The 13,703-nt window shown below is 60.6% G+C and carries 15 protein-coding genes and 1 tRNA gene; 2 read left to right on the plus strand and 14 right to left on the minus strand.

The window, feature by feature from the left end:
- Positions 1-31: 31 nt before the first annotated feature.
- The 11 genes from PHA81_RS07440 to PHA81_RS07490 form a co-directional block, all read right to left on the minus strand.
- The gene (locus tag PHA81_RS07440; RefSeq protein WP_152424520.1) at positions 32-661 is read right to left on the minus strand and encodes a hypothetical protein; all 630 of its coding nucleotides are present in this window, start codon (positions 659-661) and stop codon (positions 32-34) included.
- The gene (locus PHA81_RS07445) at positions 661-1,152 is read right to left on the minus strand and encodes a hypothetical protein (RefSeq protein WP_273836134.1); all 492 of its coding nucleotides are present in this window, start codon (positions 1,150-1,152) and stop codon (positions 661-663) included. Before PHA81_RS07445 ends, PHA81_RS07440 begins: the two co-directional genes overlap by 1 nt.
- A gap of 109 nt (positions 1,153-1,261) precedes the next feature.
- Positions 1,262-1,426, minus strand: a complete 165-nt coding sequence (locus PHA81_RS07450) for a hypothetical protein (RefSeq protein WP_161606975.1) — start codon at positions 1,424-1,426, stop codon at positions 1,262-1,264.
- Between the two features lie 126 nt (positions 1,427-1,552).
- Positions 1,553-2,839: an OFA family MFS transporter gene (locus PHA81_RS07455; RefSeq protein ID WP_005045254.1), complete on the minus strand. Its 1,287-nt coding sequence runs from the start codon at positions 2,837-2,839 to the stop codon at positions 1,553-1,555.
- A 180-nt stretch (positions 2,840-3,019) separates the two neighbouring features.
- Positions 3,020-3,769, minus strand: a complete 750-nt coding sequence (locus PHA81_RS07460) for a PHP domain-containing protein (RefSeq protein WP_273836137.1) — start codon at positions 3,767-3,769, stop codon at positions 3,020-3,022.
- A 264-nt stretch (positions 3,770-4,033) separates the two neighbouring features.
- Positions 4,034-4,105: transfer RNA gene (locus tag PHA81_RS07465), tRNA-Ala, on the minus strand.
- A 10-nt stretch (positions 4,106-4,115) separates the two neighbouring features.
- On the minus strand, positions 4,116-4,733 hold the full coding sequence (locus PHA81_RS07470; RefSeq protein WP_005045258.1) for a rhomboid family intramembrane serine protease: 618 nt from the start codon (positions 4,731-4,733) through the stop codon (positions 4,116-4,118).
- 105 nt (positions 4,734-4,838) lie between these two features.
- Positions 4,839-5,150 carry a 30S ribosomal protein S10 gene (gene rpsJ, locus PHA81_RS07475; RefSeq protein ID WP_206536545.1) on the minus strand — a complete coding sequence of 104 codons (312 nt, stop codon included), beginning with the start codon at positions 5,148-5,150 and terminating at the stop codon, positions 4,839-4,841.
- Positions 5,147-6,412, minus strand: coding sequence for a translation elongation factor EF-1 subunit alpha (tuf, locus tag PHA81_RS07480; protein WP_005045262.1), 1,266 nt, complete (start codon positions 6,410-6,412; stop codon positions 5,147-5,149). The genes rpsJ and tuf overlap by 4 nt, the downstream gene beginning before the upstream one ends.
- A 144-nt stretch (positions 6,413-6,556) precedes the next feature.
- Positions 6,557-7,510 carry a homoserine dehydrogenase gene (locus PHA81_RS07485; RefSeq protein ID WP_005045264.1) on the minus strand — a complete coding sequence of 318 codons (954 nt, stop codon included), beginning with the start codon at positions 7,508-7,510 and terminating at the stop codon, positions 6,557-6,559.
- Positions 7,507-8,037, minus strand: a complete 531-nt coding sequence (locus PHA81_RS07490; RefSeq protein ID WP_206536862.1) for an amino acid-binding protein — start codon at positions 8,035-8,037, stop codon at positions 7,507-7,509. The genes PHA81_RS07485 and PHA81_RS07490 overlap by 4 nt, the downstream gene beginning before the upstream one ends.
- A gap of 171 nt (positions 8,038-8,208) precedes the next feature.
- Here PHA81_RS07490 and PHA81_RS07495 point away from each other — a divergent pair, with 171 nt between their 5' ends.
- Positions 8,209-8,427 (plus strand): hypothetical protein, encoded by a 219-nt coding sequence (locus PHA81_RS07495; RefSeq protein WP_005045268.1) that lies wholly within the window; start codon positions 8,209-8,211, stop codon positions 8,425-8,427.
- A gap of 268 nt (positions 8,428-8,695) precedes the next feature.
- Here PHA81_RS07495 and PHA81_RS07500 read toward each other — a convergent pair whose 3' ends face one another.
- From PHA81_RS07500 to PHA81_RS07510, 3 genes are all read right to left on the minus strand, one after another.
- Positions 8,696-10,882, minus strand: a complete 2,187-nt coding sequence (locus tag PHA81_RS07500) for an elongation factor EF-2 (protein ID WP_005045270.1) — start codon at positions 10,880-10,882, stop codon at positions 8,696-8,698.
- A 118-nt stretch (positions 10,883-11,000) separates the two neighbouring features.
- Complete coding sequence (locus tag PHA81_RS07505) at positions 11,001-11,240, minus strand: hypothetical protein (protein ID WP_152424522.1); 240 nt, start codon at positions 11,238-11,240, stop codon at positions 11,001-11,003.
- An 83-nt stretch (positions 11,241-11,323) separates the two neighbouring features.
- Positions 11,324-12,604, minus strand: a complete 1,281-nt coding sequence (locus tag PHA81_RS07510) for an AAA family ATPase (RefSeq protein WP_080510321.1) — start codon at positions 12,602-12,604, stop codon at positions 11,324-11,326.
- A gap of 293 nt (positions 12,605-12,897) precedes the next feature.
- Here PHA81_RS07510 and PHA81_RS07515 point away from each other — a divergent pair, with 293 nt between their 5' ends.
- Entirely contained in the window at positions 12,898-13,647 is a 750-nt protein-coding gene (locus PHA81_RS07515; protein WP_005045272.1) for a DUF5781 family protein, read from the plus strand.
- The last annotated feature ends 56 nt before the right edge of the window (positions 13,648-13,703 follow it).

The following is a 13,703-nucleotide window of genomic DNA, read 5'->3' on the forward strand; positions in this document are numbered from 1 at the left end:
AGATAGTCTAAACTCGTTGAATCTTGTTTTGTTAAGCCTGACTGAGTTCTTGCTCGGTCATATCCACCGAAGGCTCACCACCAGCACAATTTTGACAATAATTATTGCTACCTTCATCCCTCGTGGCTATCGGCACTCCAAAAAGGACAAATTGTTCCCGATAGGTTCGAGCGATGCCCTTGTCGATACTATCATAGCACACGTTGCAGGGTTCTTCGACATTTCGAATGATTGCCTCTCCGGTCGAACGATTCCATCCTACCGTGGTAACTGGGTGTTTTATGCTGATTCGTTCTCGAACAGGTGGAAGAAGAATTGCACCAATAGCGATGAAGATCACGCCTTGTATGAACGATATGACCAATCCTACGATTCCAGCTCCGCTGAAAAGCGTGCCTAGTCCTCCCAAAACAAATAATACACCGAATATCCACGCGAGAGATTTTAACCCATACCGGAACAGTTTTTCTATATCGACCTCTGTCGATTGATCAATATCTCCAAGTCCAGAAGACAAACTGCTTTCACTATCTTCGATAGATGACGTTTGACTCACCTCCTGATTTCTCACTCCGCAGTGAGGACACAGTTCCGCTTGTTCCTTAATTGCCTCTCCGCACGACGCACAGAAGACTTCGTCATAGCCTTTTTCTCTCGACATCAGTAACCTGCTACCCCAGCCCTTCTGAGTTCTTCTCTAGCATCTTTAATCATTTTTCTCGTATGAAGGGGGACGATAACGAACCCGAGAAGAATATAATTAAAGGTGAGAAAATTCAGGACGGCCAACCCAGTCTTACCGACCTTGAGGTATCCAATCGGCGTGAGAAACAACCCCCACAGCATAGTGGTTGTTATATCTTTGCTTGCCATCTTTTCCAACTCATATTGACGTCTATCTGATATTTCGATGCTACTGCCTTGTTTTTGCTTTCCTGTCTGTCTTTCGTCCGTGGTTTGTCGAACGCCGCATTCTGGACAGACTTCAGCCTGATTCTTGATAGTTGCTCCACAACTTGTACAATAGACTTCGTCAGGACCCAGTTTTGGCTTGCTGTTAGAAGTTGAAGTGGTTTCTTGAATCGATTCCTCGGGGTCTGATTCTAATTCAGTAGTTTCCTCCTGATCTGAGTCTGGTTGTTCTGATGCCATTGAATCGGTTGCTATTCGCTACCCATATTAATCATTTGTTAATAGATGTGGTAGTTGACAGGCGCTCTATCCTCAAAATTTAAACCATCGCGTGAACGTGCGGCGACGATTACTCGGCGATCGCTTGGACGAGCAGCGCGATGATGACCGGGATGTCGATGCCCGATGCGATCAATACCACGAGAATCGGTATCTTCCCGACGGTGCTCGCGTCGCCCCGGATCGATCGCCGTGCGTCGTTGATGCTTTCGGCGAGGTCGGTGATAGCGCCCATGCGGCGAAAACCGGGACGAAGCGTGTTCACCGCTGGGCCGGCCAGCGCAAGCAACGGGGCCGTGCAGTCACCGTTCTATCGGCCGACGAAGCCAAAGTCGATCGGTGGTTCGTCGATCTCGGTCGTTCAGTCGGTCGCCGTCTCCGTGGCGCTCGGAGCACGACTCGCGTTCTGGAGCTTGCCGATCCGCCAGCGGAGGACGACCACCGTCACGAGACCCACGACGAGCGCACCGTTCATGACGTACAGCGCGCTCGTGTAGTTCCCCGTCGATTCGAGAATTATCGAGGCGAGCTGCGGGCCGGCCACGCCGGCGACACCCCACGCCGTGAGCGCGTAGCCGTGGATCGCGCTGACCTCCTCGGTGCCGAAGAGGTCGCTGAGGTACGCCGGCAGGCAGGCGAACCCGCCGCCGTAGCACGTGATGACGAGGAAGATGATTCCCGCGAGGAGCCAGACGCCCGTGACCTGTGGCATCACGAAGAAGGCGACGATCTGGATGGCGAAAAACGCCGCATACGTCGTCGTCCGGCCGATGTAATCCGACAGGGAGGCCCACGCGATGCGGCCGCCGCCGTTGAAGATCCCGATGTAGCCGGTGATGAACGCGGCGGTCGTTGCGCTCGCGCCGGCGATCTGCTGGAGCATCGGCGAGGCGAACGCGAGCAGCATGATCCCCGCCGAGACGTTGATGAAGACGATGAGCCACACCATCCAGAAGCGTGGCGACGTGCGTGCTTCCTTCGCGGTGAGGTTACTGATTCCCGACAGCGCGCTCCTCGCTTCCTCCTGGTTTTCCGGTGTGTCTTCCATCCCCTCAGGCAGCCACCCGTCCGGCGGCTTGGCGAGATAGCTCGATCCCGCCGCCATCAGGACGAAGTACAACGCGCCGAGGGCGAAAAAGGCCGTCGCGACGCCGTAGCCCTGGATCAGGAAGTTTCCGAGCGGACCGGTCAGCAGCGCGCCGGCCCCGAACCCCATCACTGCGAGGCCGGTAGCCATTCCGCGGCGGTCGGGGAACCACTCGACGAGCGTCCCGATCGGTGTGATGTATCCGACTCCGATTCCCATCCCGCCGACGACCCCGAACGTAGCGAGAAAGAGCGGGAGGCTTCCGAGGAGGACACTCACGCCGGAGCCGACCATCCCGAGGCCGTACAGGACGGCCGCAGCCAGCCCGGATCGCCGTGGGCCGTACTTCTCGACGTAACTCCCCAGGAAGGCGGCCGTGATGCCGAGCACGAAGATAGCGATCGAAAAGGCGGTCGTCACGCTCCCCGTGCTCCAGCCCAGCGTCTCGTTTAACGGTATCTGGTAGATACTGTACGCGTAAATGCTACCGATCGACAGGTGGATCGCGACGGCCGACGCCGCGATCACCCATCGGTTCTTGTCCGTGCCCGTGGCTGACATCCTCTAACAGCACGTTCTATCGTTAATAACAAGTTTTGGTTGCTGAAACGGTTGCCGATTCTCGGGCACAGAGAGACAAATTTCCCTTGACACGAACTGTTCCCAGTTCTGTGGCCAAAACGAGTGTCGCATCGAATCAGTTTCGAAGTGCAGCTCCGCGGTCCGAACGCGCCACGCCGATCACTCGCTCATCGAGGCGGGGACGGTCGGGACGACCGGCATTCGCGACGTGGCGAGATAGGCTCCCTTCCGGAACGCACCTTTCGTGTACTGACGTGCGCTGCGGTGGATCGGCGTTCGCTTGCCCTTGATCTCGGTCGCGCCCGCACGCATCGCCTCGACGACCGCCTCGCCGTCGATGGCCTCGGAGCGAAGCGACGCGGCGTCGAGATCGATCCGGATCTCGGTGTAGGCCCGGCCGACGTTCGGGAGGGTGTGAGCGTCGCTCGCGCCGACTTTCGGGTACTCGTGCGCCGTCGCGAACGCCCGTGCCCGACGGTTCCGGTAGCCCGTGAACACCATCGAGTTGTAGGCTTCGATCGCATCACAGTCGGTGAGATAGCGTTTCCTGACGCCGTGACGGCTCCGCTGGAAGGGGTGGGGAACGACCGCGACGCCGCCGAGGTCGCGCACCCGCTCGACCGTTTCAGTGAGCGATCGCCCCTGTTCCGGGCGGGTTTCGACCCCGATGGCGAGCAGGTGGCCGTGGCTGGTCGAGACCTCGACGCCCGGGATCCCGAGCAGCCCGTACTCGGGCGCGAGCTCGGCCGCTCGGAGCGACTCCTCGATCGCGTCGTGGTCGGTGACGACGATCCCGTCGAGTTCGAGATCGGCCACGTGTTCGAGGAGGAGTTCGACCGGCTCCCGGCCGTCGTACGAGCCCTCCGAATGGACGTGCGGATCGATGGCGACCGTGGCCGTCTGACTCATTCGTCAATCATATCTCCCGGATCGGTAATAAGCGCTCCCTCCGAGTGAGTGTGAGCGGCGGCTGTGCGGTGGCGAGTGGTCGTATCGTAATTCGACTTCGATGATCGTGGCTGTGAGCCGCCAGAGCCGTCTGCTGTTGAGGGAGTACATCGGAATCGCTCGAACGATACCGAGCCCACGACGGACTCGCCGGGACCGAGCAAACGCGAAGCGTTTGCGAGGGTCGGCGAGTCCACGACTGAACGAGCGAAGCGAGTGAAGGAGTGGACTCGCCGGGATTCGAACCCGGGGCCTCTTCCTTGCGAAGGAAGCGATCTACCACTGATCTACGAGCCCGCATCCGCTTCTATCCGGGCGGTCCGCTTGTAACTTGCGTTCTGTCGCGAGGTTTGCCAACCGCCAACAGCCCCATGCGTCCAGCGAGCAGTCCGAGCAGGAAGCCGGTGAAGTGCGCGACCAGCGCGACGCCGGGCGCGCCGGTCATCACCGTCACGACGATCGCGAGCACCGCGAACAGCGCGATCTGGGCCCATCGGTTCAATCGGAGCACGTCGAGCACCGAGCCCGACACCGGATTGCCGGCGACGACGTACCCCAGCAGGGCGAAGATCGCGCCGCTCGCGCCGAGAACCCGACTCCCCGGCAGGAGCATCACCTGGGCGAGGCCCGCGAGCACGCCCGTGGTGATGAAGAAAACGTGATACCGGAACCACGTGGTCGAGCGCTCGACGATCAGTCCGATCAGCACGAGCATGATCGCGTTGCTCACGAGATGTGCGGGGCCGGCGTGAGCATAGACACTCGTCACCAGCGACCACGGTCGAAGCGGGAAGGTCGGACCGAGAACGAACAGGAACTGCGACAGGCCGAGCAAACCGAGCAGCTTGGTGGCCTCGTTGACGACGAACACGACGGCCATGATCGCGAGCGTCTGAACCGTCGGACTTCCCGCGAGGCGACCCATACCTGTGGTTGTGTCTCGTGATAGAAAACTGCACGGGTGGTGTGGGCCGAGCGCGTGAGCGAGCTCAGTGCCGCGGCCGACAGCTGTCGAGTCGAACCGTCGCGTTCAGTCTTCGAGAACGATCTCGATGCTGACGTCGTTCGGCACTTGGATCCGCATGAGCTGGCGGAGTGCGCGCTCGTCGGCGTCGAGGTCGATCAGCCGCTTGTGGACCCGCATCTCCCAGTGCTCCCACGTCGCGGTCCCCTCGCCGTCGGGGGATTTCCGGATCGGCACTTCGAGCTCTTTCGTCGGCAGCGGGATCGGTCCGCTGAGATTGACCCCCGTCTTGGTGGCGATCTCGCGGACGTCGTCGCAGATATCGTCCAAGTCCTCCGGGCTCGTGCCGGCGAGGCGGACGCGCGCCTGCTGCATTATGACTCGTCGACCGAGAGGACCTTGCCAGCGGCGATGGTCTGACCCATGTCGCGGATGGCGAAGCTCCCGAGTTCGGGGATCTCGCTCGACGGCTCGATGCTCAGCGGTTTCTGCGGACGCACGGTCACGACGGCGGCGTCACCCGACTGGATGAAGTCGGGGTTCTCCTCGTCGACCTCGCCGCTGGAGGGGTCGATCTTCGAGTCGATCGACTCGATGGTGCAGGCGACCTGTGTGGTGTGTGCGTGGAAGACCGGGGTGTAGCCCGCGGTGATCACGCTCGGGTGCTGCATCACGACGACCTGGGCCTGGAAGGTCTCAGCGACTGACGGGGGGTCCTCGGCGGGGCCACAGACGTCGCCCCGGCGGATGTCGTCCTTGCCGATGCCGCGGACGTTGAACCCGACGTTGTCACCCGGCTCGGCCTTCGGGACTTCCTCGTGGTGCATCTCGACGGTCTTGACCTCGCCGCCGACGTCGCTCGGCTGGAAGGAGACGTTGTTGCCGGTTTCGAGCGTGCCGGTCTCGACGCGCCCGACTGGTACTGTACCGATGCCCGAGATGGTGTAGACGTCCTGAATCGGAAGCCGGAGCGGGGCGTCGGTCGGCGGCTGGGGCTCCGGAAGGGTGTTGAGCGCTTCGAGAACCGTCTCGCCGTCGTACCAGGGCGTGTCGTCGCTCGCCTCGGCGATGTTGGTACCCTCGAACGCCGAGATCGGGATGAAGCTCGCGTCCTCGGTGGCGAAGTTGACCTGACCGAGGAGCTCCTTGACCTCCTCGATGGTCTGTTTGTAGTCGCTCTCGGAGTTGTCGACGAGGTCCATCTTGTTGATCCCGACGATCAGATCCTGGATGCCCAGCGTGCGGGCGAGGAAGACGTGCTCTTGGGTCTGGGGCTGGACGCCGTCGTCCGCCGCGACCACGAGCACGGCGTGGTCGGCCTGGCTCGCGCCCGTGATCATGTTCTTCACGAAGTCACGGTGGCCAGGGGTGTCGACGATGGTGAAGTAGTACTCGTCGGTGTCGAACTCCTGGTGGGCGATGTCGATGGTGACGCCTCGCTCTCGCTCTTCGGCGAGGTTGTCCATCACGTAGGCGAACTCGAAGCCGCCCTTGCCCTTCTCCTCGGCTTCCTCTTTGTGCTGCTCGATGACGTGCTCGGGGACGTTGCCTGTCTCGTACAGGAGGCGTCCGACGAGCGTGCTCTTGCCGTGGTCGACGTGGCCGATAATGGCCAAGTTCTGGTGCGGTTTGTCTGCCATAGGTGTCTCACGCGCAGGGTGCGCTGTACCGGGAGCGTTCGGTAGTTCCGGTTAAAACGATTACGATACACGGCCCGAGAACGCCAGCCTCGGCCGGTTTGGGACGCCTGCCCACGGCCTCGTCGCTGCGGATGACCGACTCGTTCAGGGAAGTCGCCCCACGTCCCCGAGCACTGCGGTCGCGGTCGCCCGACCGCCCGCACCGCGCCCGCTCAGGTTCAACTGGCCGGCGTGGCGGGTTTCGACCTGGACGATGTTCTGGGTCCCAGTCACGGCAAGGGTCCCGTTTTCGGGCACGAGGCGGGGACCGACCCGGACCTCGGGGCCCCCGTCGCCGTCGACGACCTCGCCGACCAGCCGGACGGTGCGGCCGTCGTCGGTGGCGAGATCGAGCGCGCTCGGGGTGAGATCGGTGATGCCGGTGACGTCGGCGTCCGCGAGTGTCGTCTCGCCGTTTCCGAGGACGTTCGCGAGGATGGCACACTTGAGTGCGGCGTCGGTGCCCTCGACGTCGAAGGTGGGGTCGGCCTCCGCGACGCCGAGGTCCTGGGCCTCCGCGAGCACGTGGTCGTATGCGAGCCCTTCGGCACTCATCCGCGAGAGGATGAAGTTCGCGGTCCCGTTGAGCACGCCCCGGACGGCGGTCACGTTCGCCGGGCCGAGATCCGCGATCGTCGAGAGCACCGGGATCGCGCCACCGACGGCGGCCTCGAACAGGACTTCGCCCTCGCTTTCGCGCTCGGCCGCCCGGAGGTCGGCGTACCGCTCGGCGACCGGGCCCTTGTTCGCGAGCACGGCGTGGGAATCGCGATCGAGCGCGTGGCGCACGTGTGAGAATCCAGGTTCGGCGTCGCCGAGGGTCGTCGGCGTGGCCTCGATCAGGGCGTCGTACTCCGCATCGAGCGCGCGATCGATTTCGTCGGTGCCGATGCCTCGGCCCTCGGCCTTCCGTTCGAGAGCGGTCCCGACATCGATGCCGTCGGGATCGACCGTCGCGCTCGTCGAGTCGGCGAGCGCCGTCACGCGGTGGCCGTACTCGCCAGCAAGCTCGGCGACCGCGCTCCCGACCGCGCCACAGCCGATGATCGCGAGTCTCATCGGTCGGCCCCCACGAGCGGCTCGACGAGGAGCAGGTCCTTCTCGTCGGCGACGTCGCGAACGGTGTCGAGCGCACGGTCGCGCTCGCCGGTCTGAGTCGCCAGCCGGAGGCGGGCGCTCGCGGGTTCATCGGTGCCGTCCGGGGCCGATAGTGCGATGTCCGCTACCGAAGCGCTCGCACATTCGAGCCGCGAGAGGGTATCGGAGAGGTCGGTCTCGACGAGATCGCCGACGAGCACCACCGAGAGTTCCTCGCCGTAGCGTTCCGCGCCGGCCTGGATGACGTTCACGCCCGCCTCGCGGAGTGCGGTCACGATCGACTCGAAGCGCTCGGGCGTCGCCTCCAGATCGACCTCGACCGGGATATGACCCCGGGGAGTGAGCGAGCCCCGCTCGTGGAAGATCGAGAGGAGGTTCCCGCCGTTGTCGGCGATGGGTTCGAGCGTACGGAGGAGCTCGCCAGGCTCGTCGACGAGTTCGAGCCGCACCGTGTACGCCGAGACCGTGCCGTCGGCCGATTCGCTCACGGCGACCACCGTAGCGTGCGTGCGTCAGTCGTATTCATACCCCCTGCTCGCGGGCCGTCGGGCTTAAACACTCACTTCTCGGCTGGTTCGTTGTTGCCGCGGTTGGTCGTCCGGCCCGAGCGCTCCGCTGCCAGTCGAACCGCTTAGGGTCGCGCCGTCCCAATACTATCCATGTCGGTCGCCCATCAGATCATGGATGTCTTCATCTCGGGATTGATCGCGGGGCTGTCGTCGTTCCTGCTCAGTGCGTTCGCGCCGCGGCTCGCGGTGACGATCGGCGTCATCCTCGCCAGCATGTACTACTTCTCGCGCAACCCGTGGGGCAGCCAGAACGGTGACGCGATCAACGATCGGTTGGACGATCTCTACGACCAGTATCTGCCGTTTTGAGCGGTTGCTGCGGCGGTCGCGGTGCGGCAGCGGCCGCAGTACGGTGGCGGGTGCGGTCCTCGGCGGATCGAGGGCGAGGACGCGACCAACGGGAGCGTCCGAGGGCTCGGGCGGTGCTGTGCGGTTGCGGAGAGCACCAGTGATCCCACCGCGAACGAGGTCGAAGTTCTCGTGAGCGGGTGTTTTTGGTCCAGATTTTTGCGAGGGGTTGAGCGAGCCGAAGGCGAGCGATGCCCCGAAGTAAAAAGGTGGGTACGAAAGGTGGGTTCTAGAAGTAGTCCACGCCGGGCGGGAGTTCGAGCTTCATCCCTTTGCGCTCGCGGATCTCCTTGATCGTCTCGGGCTGGAGGTTGTCGGCCATCACCTGGAAGCCCGCGTTCTCGGTGTTCCACGACGCGCGGCCCTCGGTCGCGGAGCGAATGTCGCTCGCGAACCCGATCATCTCGTCGACCGGCGCGACGCCCTCGACCACCATGAGGTCGCCTTCCTGGTACATGTCGTCGACCTGGCCACGGCGGCCCTGGATCTCGCCCGAGGCGGGACCCATGTGCTCCGAGGGAACGTCGATCCGGACGTTCTGGATGGGTTCGAGCATCGAGATCCGACCGTCGATCAGCGAGCGGTGGACCGCCTGCCGGACGGCGGGGATGACCTGAGCGGGCCCACGGTGGATGGCGTCCTCGTGGAGCCGCGCGTCGTCGAGGCGGATGAGGGTGCCCTGGACCGGCTCTGCGGCGAGCGGCCCGTCGTCGAGCGCCTCTTCCCAGCCCTCGACGACGAGTTCCATCGTCTCGTTGAGGTGCTGAATCCCCTTCGTGTCGTCGATCAGGACGTTCGTCCCGTGGATGGTCTCGACCTCTTGGGAGGTGTCCTTGTCCATCCCTGCCTCTTGGAGCGCCTCGCGGCGTTCCTGTTCGGGCATGTCCATCGACGCCTCGCCGCGCTTGATGGTCTCGACGACGTCCGCCGGGAGGGGTTCGACGGTGAGGTAAAAGCGGTTGTGACGGTTGGGCGACTGGCCCTCGACCATGTCGGAGGGCTGCTGGACGGCTTCGCGGAAGACCACGATGGGCTCACCCGTGGTGACGGGGATGCCCTGGTTGCGCTCGATGCGCTGGGTGATGACTTCGAGGTGGAGCTCGCCCTGGCCGGAGATGAGGTGCTCGCCGGTGTCCTCGTTGATCTCGATCCGGATGGTGGGGTCCTCCTTCGAGACCTGCTGGAGCGTCTCGATCAGCTTCGGGAGGTCGTCCATGCTCTGGGCCTCGACGGACTTCGTGATGACGGGCTCGGAGATGTGCTCGATCGACTCGAACGGTGTCATCTCCACGCTCGATACCGTCGAACCCGCGATCGCGTCCCGAAGGCCGGTGACGGCGGCGATGTTCCCGGCGGGAACGCGCTCGACCTCCTCACGCTCGCCGCCCATGAAGATCCCGACCGACTGGATGCGGTTGGTGCCCGCCGTCCCGGAGACGTAGAGGTCCTGGCCGCGTTCGAGCGTGCCCGAAAACAGTCTCCCGGAGGCGATCTCGCCGGCGTGGGGGTCCATCCCGATATCGGTCACCATGAACACGACCTCGCCCTCGTCGTCGACGAGGCGCATGCCCTCGGCGAGTTCGGACGTGTCGTCGCCACGCCACACGGTGGGAACCCGTTCGGGCTGGGCCTTCACGGGGTTCGGGAAGTGTTCGGCCACCATGTCGAGCACGACGTTCGAGAGCGGCGAGTGCTTGCGGAGCTCGTCGATCTCGTCGTTGCGGTTGTAGTCGATGATGTCGGCGAAGTCGATCCCGGTGGCCTGCATCTGGGGCAGGCTGGTCGCCCAGTTGTAGAGCGCCGAACCGAACGCCACGGTGCCGTCCTGGACCGAGACCTTCCAGCCCTCTTCTTCGTATTTCTCCTCGTCCATCCCACGGATGAGCTCGTTGACGTCGCCGATCACGGCCTGAAGGCGCTCCTGCATCTCTTCGGGGCCTTCCTGAAGCTCGTTGATCAGGCGGTCGACCTTGTTGATGAACAGCGCAGGTTTGACGTTCTCGCGGAGTGCCTGACGAAGGACGGTCTCGGTCTGGGGCATCGTACCCTCGACCGCGTCGACGACCACGAGCGCGCCGTCGACCGCGCGCATCGCCCGGGTGACGTCGCCGCCGAAGTCGACGTGGCCCGGCGTGTCGATGAGGTTGACGAGGTGGTTGGTGTCCTGGTACTCGTGGGTCATCGAGACGTTCGCCGCGTCGATCGTGATCCCGCGTTCCTGCTCGTCCTCCTCGGTGTCCATCGCGAGCTGCTCGCCCGCGAGGTCCTCGGAGATCATGCCCGCGCCGGCGAGCAGGTTGTCCGTCAGCGTGGTCTTGCCGTGATCGATGTGTGCGGCGATCGCGATGTTCCGGATGTTCTCCGGTTCGTCCATCAGCCGCTCGCACTCCTGTACGATCTTTCTACGTCGGCCCATTATGTCGATTCGTACCGGAAGCAGGGTCAAAAGGGTAGTGATACGCTTTTCTCTCGTTAGCCCCTAATTGAGAAGAGGAGCGACCTTTTGAACCAGAACTCTCAAAATCAGTGATGTTTTATACTGCAACTATATTTTCATATTGGTCTACAAGTGATTTCTGAAATTGGTGTACAAATCGTTGTAGTTGGTCAGGACAGTCACTATCTATCTGGTCAAGCACTTCATCAATATTCTCAGATACTTTCCCATTTATGTCAAACCATCCTTCAGCAGCTCCTACACTCAGAATATAGAGACCATGACTCTCAGCAGCGAGTATGAGTTCTCCAATATTTTTGGCGATTTCGTTGTTCACTGAGGATATACCATCCTGCTTGAAATCCGACCACTCAGTACTACTTGATTGGATTTGTTGACATATGCGGTTGCACTCGCTCATCATACTCCCCATATTTTCCCACTTAGCGCTTCAAGAGAATCACGAAATATTGATGGAGACGACAAAATATCAATATCGGCTACGATCACCTGAGGTATCGCTCCTGCTCGTAATACGTTGGCAATTTTAGGTGCATTGTGTATCCTATTACAGGGTATATATTCGGCATTTCTTTCACCAAGGATCTCGTCAGCTACATATCTGTAAACTAACTTATCTGAGCCACCCTCACAAATCACTATTCCTTTTTGGAATACACCGTTCATCACCCTCAAACTAGATAATAGAGAGTCGGAAGATAGGTTAGAAATCACATCTTCCGAAATTTTGTTATACTGCGTATGATCATCGGATCGATTAAGTCGATATACTGTGGTGCCAGCATTTCCAGATAGTACTCCATCTAAGAAATGGGAATTGTGAGTAGAGATTACAATCTGGCCAGAAGTACTCCTTGCGTGTTCAGATAACCAAATGCCAAATTCTCTCGCTTGTGCAGGGTGCAGAAAAGCCTCTGGCTCGTCCAGCAACACGACACGTTGTTGTGCTAAAAGCAGACTTAAGATTACCCCCGCTAAACTCCGATAACCGGCCCCTTGATCATCTATTTTCTCACCTATTTCTTGATCATTTTCCGGATTACCAGTCGGAGTAACTATGTTTCCGTTGATATTATCTAGGTCGTCATCTACTCTGAGTGAGAAGGTGCGAGTGCTACTGAAATCAAGTACTATATCTTGTTGGAAAATGTTGTTGAAAGCACTATTGAGTTCTCTGCGAGCAGAAGGAGCTTCGTAAAGCTTCTGTAGAACATTGGACGGATCTCCCTCATGGAAATTATAAGTTTCACAAGAATTGGCGATTTCGAGCCTTGAAGATGCGTTTAGAAAAGCTACTTTGAATTGCATTAGTCTACGGCGAACCAAATCAGAACTCGTTACATCGCCGCCACTGGTTTGTAGCCCTTCTAATTGGTTTGTGTTGAGATTCTCTGTATTGCGATTGTTAAGACTGGGCGAAATTCCGCTTACATTATGTCTGTTAGCCATATCTGGATTTTCTACGACAGACAATTCCTGCATAAACGCACTATAACTCGTATCTTCATAATCAATATCCGTCACAATAGTAGAATTCGACGCCTCTTGTCCATTTGACATGATACTAGAAATGTCGCGTAGTGTCTGTGATTTCCCAGTATTATTAGGGCCTACTAAAATAACAAAGTCAGATAAATTAACCGTCTCACCGTTTTTGGTCGAGTAATCGTTTATTTTCATTTGGTTTTAAATACCTACCGTCTGGTTGGCTCGCTGAGTAGATGCCAGTAATCCCGTGAGTAGTAAAAACCCACGGTCGGTTCCACTAGTTGTCTGTTTCACTACTGGCGTTGCACTCGGGGGGTTTTCAGTCATCGAAATGATTGCACAGCAAATTTTAGCTGATCCAGATGCCACCAGCAGGCTTTACTGCCAGTGAGTGGATCGGTCACACCGAGTAGGGAGAGGAAACTGTTGTCAGGGCGCAACACCGGCACAAGAGTCATACCCGTCCCAGCCTGTGATGAGTACACATGGACGTTCGCGTGCAGTCAGCCGGCCCGACCGAACCGTTCCTCGGCGCGCGCGACCTCTTCACGACCGAACACGACCTCGATCTCCCGGTCGACGTCCACGTTCGCGACAACCCCGACTCGCGGACCTGGACCGCCCACTACGACGACCACCACGTGCTCAACATCTCCCGCCAGGCGGCGAACTCCGCGATGGCGCGCCCGCTCGCGCTCCACGAGTATTCGCACATGCGCCGTCACGAGACCGACCATCCCTCGCACGTCCAGTCGACGCGGGAGGCGCTCTATCTCGCCTTGGCGGGCCACTCGGTCGAGCGGCGGACGCTCACCCAGTGCTATCAGATCGCGAACCACATGAAGGACATCTACGCCGACGACATCACCCTTACTGTGGCTCCTGCCGACAGGCTAGTGGCGTTTCTGGAGTCGAGCCTCGCGGCCGCGCTCGCGGACCGACCCGCCGATCCGCCGTCGTGGACGCGACTCACGCCCGCGGCCGACCCGGAGATCACCGCGGTCAACGCGGCGTTCGCGCTCGCACTCCTCGAACGCCACGACTGCATCGGCGACGACCATCGGCTGTACGACCTCGCCCACGCCGCCGCGAACGACGCCGCCGGGATCGAAATCGCCGCGTTCAAGCGTCGCTTTCGGGATCTCGGGGCTGATCCCGACGCGGGCGAGTACCGTCGCGCGCTGGTCGAGGCGACCCGTGAGTACGCGACTCGATCGAACTACGCCGCCGACTGACCACCGCTGCTCGTCGCGACTGCTTGGCGGCCGAAAACAGGAAAACCGACGATCGA

The organism is Halococcus sp. PRR34, from assembly GCF_028617175.1.
Lineage (GTDB): Archaea > Halobacteriota > Halobacteria > Halobacteriales > Halococcaceae > Halococcus > Halococcus salifodinae.

Bases quoted from the DNA above. Each gene is read 5' to 3' on its own strand.
- PHA81_RS07440 (WP_152424520.1), bottom strand. From the start codon at position 661: ATGTCGAGAGAAAAAGGCTATGACGAAGTCTTCTGTGCGTCGTGCGGA.
- PHA81_RS07445 (WP_273836134.1), bottom strand. From the start codon at position 1,152: ATGGCATCAGAACAACCAGACTCAGATCAGGAGGAAACTACTGAATTA.
- PHA81_RS07450 (WP_161606975.1), bottom strand. From the start codon at position 1,426: ATGGGCGCTATCACCGACCTCGCCGAAAGCATCAACGACGCACGGCGA.
- PHA81_RS07455 (WP_005045254.1), bottom strand. From the start codon at position 2,839: ATGTCAGCCACGGGCACGGACAAGAACCGATGGGTGATCGCGGCGTCG.
- PHA81_RS07460 (WP_273836137.1), bottom strand. From the start codon at position 3,769: ATGAGTCAGACGGCCACGGTCGCCATCGATCCGCACGTCCATTCGGAG.
- PHA81_RS07470 (WP_005045258.1), bottom strand. From the start codon at position 4,733: ATGGGTCGCCTCGCGGGAAGTCCGACGGTTCAGACGCTCGCGATCATG.
- tuf (WP_005045262.1), bottom strand. From the start codon at position 6,412: ATGGCAGACAAACCGCACCAGAACTTGGCCATTATCGGCCACGTCGAC.
- PHA81_RS07485 (WP_005045264.1), bottom strand. From the start codon at position 7,510: ATGAGACTCGCGATCATCGGCTGTGGCGCGGTCGGGAGCGCGGTCGCC.
- PHA81_RS07495 (WP_005045268.1), top strand. From the start codon at position 8,209: ATGTCGGTCGCCCATCAGATCATGGATGTCTTCATCTCGGGATTGATC.
- PHA81_RS07500 (WP_005045270.1), bottom strand. From the start codon at position 10,882: ATGGGCCGACGTAGAAAGATCGTACAGGAGTGCGAGCGGCTGATGGAC.
- PHA81_RS07510 (WP_080510321.1), bottom strand. From the start codon at position 12,604: ATGAAAATAAACGATTACTCGACCAAAAACGGTGAGACGGTTAATTTA.
- PHA81_RS07515 (WP_005045272.1), top strand. From the start codon at position 12,898: ATGGACGTTCGCGTGCAGTCAGCCGGCCCGACCGAACCGTTCCTCGGC.